General features: G+C 63.3%; 1 protein-coding gene. It reads right to left on the reverse strand.

Annotation, left to right across the window (positions count from 1 at the left end):
* Nucleotides 1-221, reverse strand: a 221-nt coding sequence (locus tag BN1128_RS13345; RefSeq protein WP_042869546.1) for a LysE family translocator, incomplete at both ends; no start/stop codon positions are given.

The following is a 221-nucleotide window of genomic DNA, read 5'->3' on the forward strand; positions in this document are numbered from 1 at the left end:
ATCCAGGCCTTGGGATTGAGCAGCTGCAGCATGGCGCCCTGATGGGCCGGAATGAGCGGTCGGTTGCCCTCGGCCGGGCCACTGGCGGTCGCCACCTTCCAGGCCAGCCAGAGCAGATAGGCCGAGCCAATCAGCTTGAGACCATCGTGCAGCAGCGGCACCTTTTCAAACATGACGCCAAGTCCCAGTGCCGTGGCCAGGATCATCAGATTGATCCCCCC

The sequence above is a fragment of the Aeromonas piscicola genome (genome assembly GCF_000820005.1).
GTDB lineage: Bacteria > Pseudomonadota > Gammaproteobacteria > Enterobacterales > Aeromonadaceae > Aeromonas > Aeromonas piscicola.